Genomic DNA, 6,714 nt, shown 5'->3' with positions numbered 1-6,714 from the left:
GAGGTAACCTGCTGTAAATACGGAAAAAAGGAGCGCGCAGCAGCGAGTCCGTGCAGACGGCGCGCAGCTTGGAAAAACTAAAACATCGGGGCGTGGGTGTCTGACATGGGAAGCGGGGACAAGCCATATCGGATATGGGCCACACAACCGGCCCCTGTAGCAGTGAGCCTGCTCGCGATGGCGTCAGGTCAGGCGATATGTTCGTGACTGACCCACCGCAATCGCGAGCAGGCTCACTCCTACAGGTTTTGTGTGCGCCGTCAGAGACGGCGTTTGCGGTTGAGGTTGGGGATGGTGGTCTGGGCGATCTCGACGTGCTTCGCTTGCCGTGAGGTCTGTGCCGCCAGCGCCGCCAGTGTCGGCTGGCTGAACAGCGTCCGCGCGTCGACATGCAGGCCGGCCAGACGCATGCGCGCGACCAGACTCACCGCCAGCAACGAATGCCCGCCCAGTTCGAAGAAGTTGTCGTCGCGCCCCACCTGCTCGACCTTGAGCACCTGCGCCCAGATCTGCGCCAAGGCAATTTCCACGTCGCCTTCAGGTGGCGCATAAGGCCGACTGAGCAGCGCTTCCGCCCCCGGTTCCGGCAATGCCTTGCGGTCAATTTTGTCGTTGGGCGTCAGGGGCAACGCCGCCAGCATCACGTAGGCGCCGGGCACCATGAACTCCGGCAACTGCGCCAACACATGCGTACGCAGCGCCTCCAGCGTCGGTTCAGGCGACTCGGCCCGTACGCTGTAATACGCCACCAGCCGCTCATCGCGCACCAGCACCACCGCCTCGCGGACGGCCGGGTGTTCAAGCAGCCGCGCTTCAATCTCGCCCAGCTCAAGACGAACCCCGCGCAGCTTGACCTGGAAGTCATTGCGACCGAGGAATTCGAGGTTGCCATCGGCGCCGTAACGCACCAGATCCCCAGTGCGATACAAGCGGTCACCGGCCACGAACGGGCTGTCGATAAAGCGCTCGGCCTGCAATTGCGGCAGTCCCAGATACCCGCGCGCTACGCCCACTCCACCAATGTGCAAATGTCCACTGACGCCAAGCGGCACCGGTTGATCGCAGGCATCGAGCACATACAACCGCGTGTTGCTCAGCGCCTTGCCGATCGGCACCAGTGTCCGCGGCACCGGTTTGCCGGGTTGCAGCGTCCAGCCACTGCTGTCGACGGTGGTTTCGGTCGGCCCGTAGACGTTGTGCAGGCGCACCCACGGCAGGCGCTCGCGCACTTGCCGGGCCAGCGCGACGGTCAACTCGCCGCCACCGTTGAGCACGTCAGTGAGGCTGGTGCACTGGCTGACATCGTCCTGTTCGATGAACTGCTGCAACAACGCCGGTACAAACTTGACCACGGTAATGTTCTGCTCGCGGATCACTTGCGTGACATACGCCGAATCGCGATTACCGTCGGCTCGGGCCAGCACCAAACGCATGCCCGAGCACAGTGGCCAGAAGATCTCCCACACCGAACTGTCGAAACTGTACGGTGCTTTTTGCAGCAACGCCCCGTGTTCAGTCGGCGGCGACAACTGCGAGCCCCAGTGCACCATGTTGCAGGCGCTGCGGTGCTCGATCATCACGCCCTTCGGCGTGCCGGTGGAGCCGGAGGTGTAGATCATGTAGGCCAGATTCGTCGCGCCGAGATCCGGCACCTGCGGATTGTCGAAGGGATGGTCCTGCCAGACGCCGAGGTCGAGGTCGATCAGCGGCACGCCGGTTTCGCCAAGCAGATCGCGCGTCGCCTCATGCACCAGCAGCGCAACCGGCGTGCTGTCCTGCAACATGTAGTTCAGGCGTTGCAGCGGATAATCGGGATCGAGCGGCACGTAAGCACCGCCGGCCTTGAGAATGCCCAGCAGACCGATCACCAGCTCAGGCCCGCGCTCGACGCAGATCGCTACTCGCGAATCCGGTTTTACGCCGAGCCCGCGCAGATGATGGGCCAGGCGGTTGGCCTGTTCGTTCAGCTCGCGATAGGTCAGGCGTTGCTCGGCGAACTGCACGGCGATGGCATCCGGCTTGCGCTGCACCTGTTGTTCGAACAGCGTCTGCAGCGGCTGGTCCATCGGGCAATCGACCGCCGTATCGTTGAACTCGATCAGCAGCCGTTGCAGCTCTTCCTGCGGTAACAACGGCAGGCTGTTCAGCGGCCGCTGCGGCGTGTTTTCCAGCGCCTCGACCAAGCCTTTCAGCGCTGACTGCACGTATGCGCAAATCCGCTGCGCGCCAATGCTCGACAAGGTTCTGGTGGTCAGACGCAAGCCTGTACCGAGGTCATCAACACTCAGGGTAAACGGGTAATTGGTGCGTTCCTCGTTGGCCAGGGTCTCGATGCCCTCCCAGGTTTGCCGGGAGTTCTTTTGCTCGACGTCATCGCTGTGCCGATAGTTGAGCAAGGCGCTGAACAGCGGCGCCGGCGCAGCGACGCCACTGCAACGCTGGGCCAGCGCCAAAGAGGCGTGTTCATGGGCGAGCAACGCTGTCAGCCGGGCATGCGTGGACTTAACCGCCGCGCGCGCGCCTTCACCGACATCGACGCGCAGCGGCAAGGTGTTGATGAACACCCCCAAAGCCCGGTCCGCACCCGCGCCGCCCTGCATACGCCCCATCAGCACCGTCCCGAACACCACGCTTGGCTGGCCGGATGTCGCCGCCAATACTTGCGCCCAGGCGAGGTGGATCAGGCTGGCGACGCTGACGCCGGCCAGACGCGCCTGCTGCTGCAGACGTTGATACAGATCGCTCGTCAGGGTTTGCTCGGCCTCCTCGATGTTGCTGCCGTCACCTTGTACGTTCTGCAAAGCGAACGGCAAGGTCGGCTCGTCGATGTCGGCGAGCATCTGGCGGAAAAACGCTTCATGCTCCTGTTCACTGACACCCAATCGCGTCTGCGCCACATAGTTGCGGTATGGCACCGGCGCCGCCAGCGGTTCAGCGCTCCCGGACAGGCAGGCGTGGATTTCTTCGCGCATGGCCTCCAGCGCGATGTGATCCATCGCTAAATGATGGAACAACAAGATCCCGACCACCCGGTTGTGCGCGGGGTCACGGGCATACATCAGGCGCAGCAGCGGCGCCTGACTGACATCCAGACGATAGCGCCGTGCATCGAAGCGCGCATGCAATTGATCGAGGATCGCGCCATGGGCAGGATCCAGTTCAACCTCGTGCACCGGCAAAATGGCCTCGCGCCAGACCACTTGCACCGGTGACGTCAGCCCCTCCCAGACCACTGCCGTACGCAGGATGTCGTGGCGCGCCATGACCTGACGCAGCGCAGCAGCGAAGGCCTCGACCCGTTCGAGACTGTCGAACGCCAGCAGTGATTGCAGCAGATACGGATCGCCCTGCGCAGCAGTGATGTGGTGATAGAGAATGCCTTCCTGCAATGGTGCCAACGGGTAGATGTCCTGCACATTGGCGGCACCACCCGGCACTGTTGCAACGATACGCTCGATCATCGGCTGATCCAGTTGCACCAGCGGCAGCAGCTCAGGGGTGATGTGCGTGCAATCGGCAGGAATGCGGTTGGCCGGCACTTCGACTTCGCGGCCACTGCCCTCCGCCGCTGCCAGCGCGGCCAGTGTCGGCTGACTGAACAGCACCCGCACATCGCTGCTCATGCCAATCTGGCGCATACGTTCGATCAGGCCGACAGCCAACAACGAGTGGCCACCCAGCTCGAAGAAATGGTCGTGACGCCCTACTCGTTCGACCTGCAGGATTTCGGCCCAGATCTTTGCCAAAGCGATTTCGACGTCACCTTGTGGCGCCTCGTATTGACGACGGATCAGCGCTTCCGGACCCGGCGCCGGCAAGGCCTGACGGTCGAGTTTGCCGTTGGCCGTCAGAGGCAACGTTGCCAAGCGCACGTAAGCCGCCGGCAACAGGGCGGACGGCAAGCGCGAGGTCAGGTGCGCGTGCAGTTGCAGGATATCCAGCGCCTCATGCTCGGTGAACCATGCCAACAGCTGACCGTCGCGCACCAGCACCACGGCTTCCTGTACCGCGTCATGACTGCTGAGCGCCACTTCGATTTCGCCCAGCTCGACACGCACACCGCGGACTTTCACCTGATCATCGTTACGACCGATGTACTCAAGGTTGCCGTCGAAACGCCAACGGGCGAGATCGCCGGTGCGGTACATGCGCGCATCCGGCTGCACACTGAACGGGTCGTCGAGGAAGCGTTCGGCAGTCAGGTCCGGGCGATTCAGATAACCCCGGGCGACCCCGGCGCCGCCGACATACAACTCACCGATGATGCCGATCGGCACCGGGCGCTGCTGATCATCGAGCAGGTAAGCCGTGGCATTGCTCACGGGTTTGCCGATGTGCAAGGCCTGCCCCGGTGCGATCAGTCCTGAAGTAGCGACCACCGTGGCTTCGGTCGGGCCATAGTTGTTGACCACCGCAAACGACTGCGCACGGTTGAACTGGCGCAGACGATCGCCGCCGATCAGCAAGGTGCGCAAGGTCGGGTGATCGAGTTGTTTGCTGAAGGCGTATTCGGCAATCGGCGTTGGCAGGAAGCTCACGTCCAGCGGCTGCGCACGCCACCAGTCGAGCAGCGCGTCGATGTCTTCGTTGCCTTCGCTTGCGGGCGACAAGTGCAGCGTCGCCCCGGCACATAACGCCGGCCAGACCTCCCACGCCATCGCGTCGAAACCGAAGCCGGCAAGGCTCGAGGTTTGCTGTCCGGTGCCGAGGCCGAACGCCGCGCAGTGCCAGTCGACCAGATTGCCGAGTGTGCGGTGCTCGACCATCACGCCTTTGGGTAACCCGGTTGAACCGGAGGTGTAAATCACATAAGCGAGGTTGTTCGTGGTCAACTCCGGCAGGTCGGGATCGGTCAAGTTGTCGAGCGACCACTCGCGCCGATCAAGTTCGATCACCGGCAGCGCTGTGGCGGGCAGACGATCACGCAGACCGCTTTGCGTCAGCAGCGCCACTGGAGCACTGTCGCTGAGCAGATAATTCAGGCGCTCGGGCGGATGCGCCGGGTCAATCGGCACATAAGCGGCACCCGCCTTGAGAATCGCCAGTAGCCCGACCAATGTATCGAGGCCTCTGCGGGCAACGATTGCCACCCGGTCATCCGGCCGTACACCGAGGCCCAGCAGATGATGGGCCAAGGCATTGGCTTGCTGATTCAGTTCGCTATAGGTCAGCGTGCGGTCTTGATAAGTCGCGACCACCGCGTCCGGCTGTTCGGCTACCCGCGACGCGAATCGCTGATGAATCAGTTGACCTTGCGGATAACTGACGCGGGTGTCGTTCCACTCATCGAGCAGCGCCAGCTCTGCCGGGCTATTGAGATTGAAATCGGCGATCGCCAGCGCTGGGCATTCCAGACCTTGCTGCAGAATCAGCAACAAGCGCTCGGTCAACGACGCAATCTCGTCAGCCGTGAAATAGGCCGGCGAGTACACCAGGTGCAACCAGGCTTTGTCGTTGAAACGGTTGCTGCGCAGGTGAAGGGCCAGCGGTGTTGTTTCATGCTGGTTGGACACCTTGACCGAGTGTCCCGACGCCTCACCGTAGCAATATTCGTGGTCGTCCTGCTCGTAGGACACCGACAGTTCGAACAGTTGCGCTCGGTCTTCACGCAACAGACCCAGCGCGCGGTTCATCTCGCTCAGCGGGTAGCGTTGATGGCGAAAATCCTGCTTCAGGCTATCGCCGATTGCCTTGATCAACTCAGCGAATGACAACGTTCGGCCAAAGCCCATGCGCATTGCACTGACCTGGGTGAACAAGCCCAAAGTGCGCTTGAAGCGGGCACCGGAGCGATTGAGAATCGGCAAACCGACCACCCACTCGTCACGCTGAGCGGTGCGACTGAAATACACATGCAGCGCCGCCAGCAAGACATGAAATGCCGAGCTACCGAATTGTCGCGCGCAGTCTTTCATGCGCTCGTGCAGCACGGCTGGAAAAACCTCGACGTGGATGCGACTGGGCGCTGCTTCAGCGTCGGGGGATTCGCGATGGCGGGGCGTCAACAAGGGCTCGGGAAGGCTACGGTACTTGTCCAGCCAGTAACGTTGATCGCGCTCATAGCGAGGTGACTGATGGTAGCGCGCATCATCTTCGATAAAACCGACATAGGACGGTGCCGCAATACGCGGGCGCTCGCCACGGCACAACGCGCCGTAGATCTCGCCGACCGCCTTGAACAGCAGCGCGAACGCCCAGCCATCGATAATCAAGTGGTGGGCCTGGGCTGCCAGCCAGTGGCGATGGTGGTCGAGGCGAATCAGACTCAAGCGGAACAACGCTTGCCCGCTATATACAAAGACCTGCGCCATCTGCGCTTCGACCAGCGCCCGGGCTGCCGACTGCGGATCGGGTTGCCCGCTGACATCATGCACCGGCATGGCCACCGGCAGCGTCTGCGCAAATCCTTGCAGCGGCAGCCCGTCGTGACCAACGTCCGATAACAGAACAATCCGCAAGGCATCGTGCGTTTCCACCAGAGACTCAAGTGCCGATTGCAGCAATGCCGGATCCAGCGGCCCGCTCAGTTCGACGTAACCGCCAATGTTATACAGCGGCGAATCTCCGCGGCTCAGTTGGTCCAGCCAGATATCCCGTTGGGCAGCGGTCAGCGCGAATGTCTCGACAGGCACGGACAGATCGCCCGCCACGTTGGCAGAAGTAGGCTGCATAAGATCCTTCTCATGAAATTTTGCCGGTATTCAAGCATCGGCC

Annotated in this window: 1 protein-coding gene; it reads right to left on the bottom strand. The window is 62.3% G+C overall.

The window, feature by feature from the left end:
• Positions 1-260: 260 nt before the first annotated feature.
• On the bottom strand, positions 261-6,671 hold the full coding sequence (locus tag HUW52_RS14525) for a non-ribosomal peptide synthetase (protein ID WP_175554028.1): 6,411 nt from the start codon (positions 6,669-6,671) through the stop codon (positions 261-263).
• Positions 6,672-6,714: the final 43 nt, after the last annotated feature.

It is taken from the genome of Pseudomonas sp. 43A, from assembly GCF_013363935.1.
Taxonomy (GTDB): domain Bacteria; phylum Pseudomonadota; class Gammaproteobacteria; order Pseudomonadales; family Pseudomonadaceae; genus Aquipseudomonas; species Aquipseudomonas crudilactis.
Note: the sequence above shows the minus strand (reverse complement) of the source record. Positions and strands in the feature narration are given on the sequence as shown.